The 400-nt window shown below is 50.2% G+C and carries 1 protein-coding gene; it reads right to left on the reverse strand.

Annotated features, from left to right (window positions below):
- A partial coding sequence (locus tag ACK8OT_RS19310; protein ID WP_410198139.1) for a tyrosine-type recombinase/integrase occupies window positions 1-400 on the reverse strand: 400 nt, incomplete at both ends.

The raw sequence follows: 400 nt of genomic DNA on the forward strand, positions 1-400 counted from the left end.
GTGTTGTTTTATACTGCAATCTACCAACACCCGCTGCATCGCTTTTTGCACGCTGCCTTTATCCATCGGGCTATCACTCTCAGGCCCCATCTTCGGGAACAATAATCGCGGATGGCGATGTGTGGCCCAATAGCCACGCAATGCGACAAGCGTGCGCGATGGCAATGGCACAAATCTGTCTTTGCCGCCTTTGCCTTCACGGATATGCACTTGCATTGATGTGCTGTCGATATCGGCGACCGTCAAATTAAGCCCTTCACTTAAGCGCAACCCAAGGGTGTACAGCACCAAAAAGAACACCTGATAGCGACACTTAACCGTCATGGAAATCAGTAGGCCGACTTGCAGTGGAGTTAAAATATCCGGCAAGCGCTTCACTTGCGGTGGTTTGACAATGTTA

It is taken from the genome of Motilimonas thetidivivens, from assembly GCF_046452435.1.
In the GTDB taxonomy this organism is placed as follows: domain Bacteria; phylum Pseudomonadota; class Gammaproteobacteria; order Enterobacterales; family CBDFNC01; genus Motilimonas.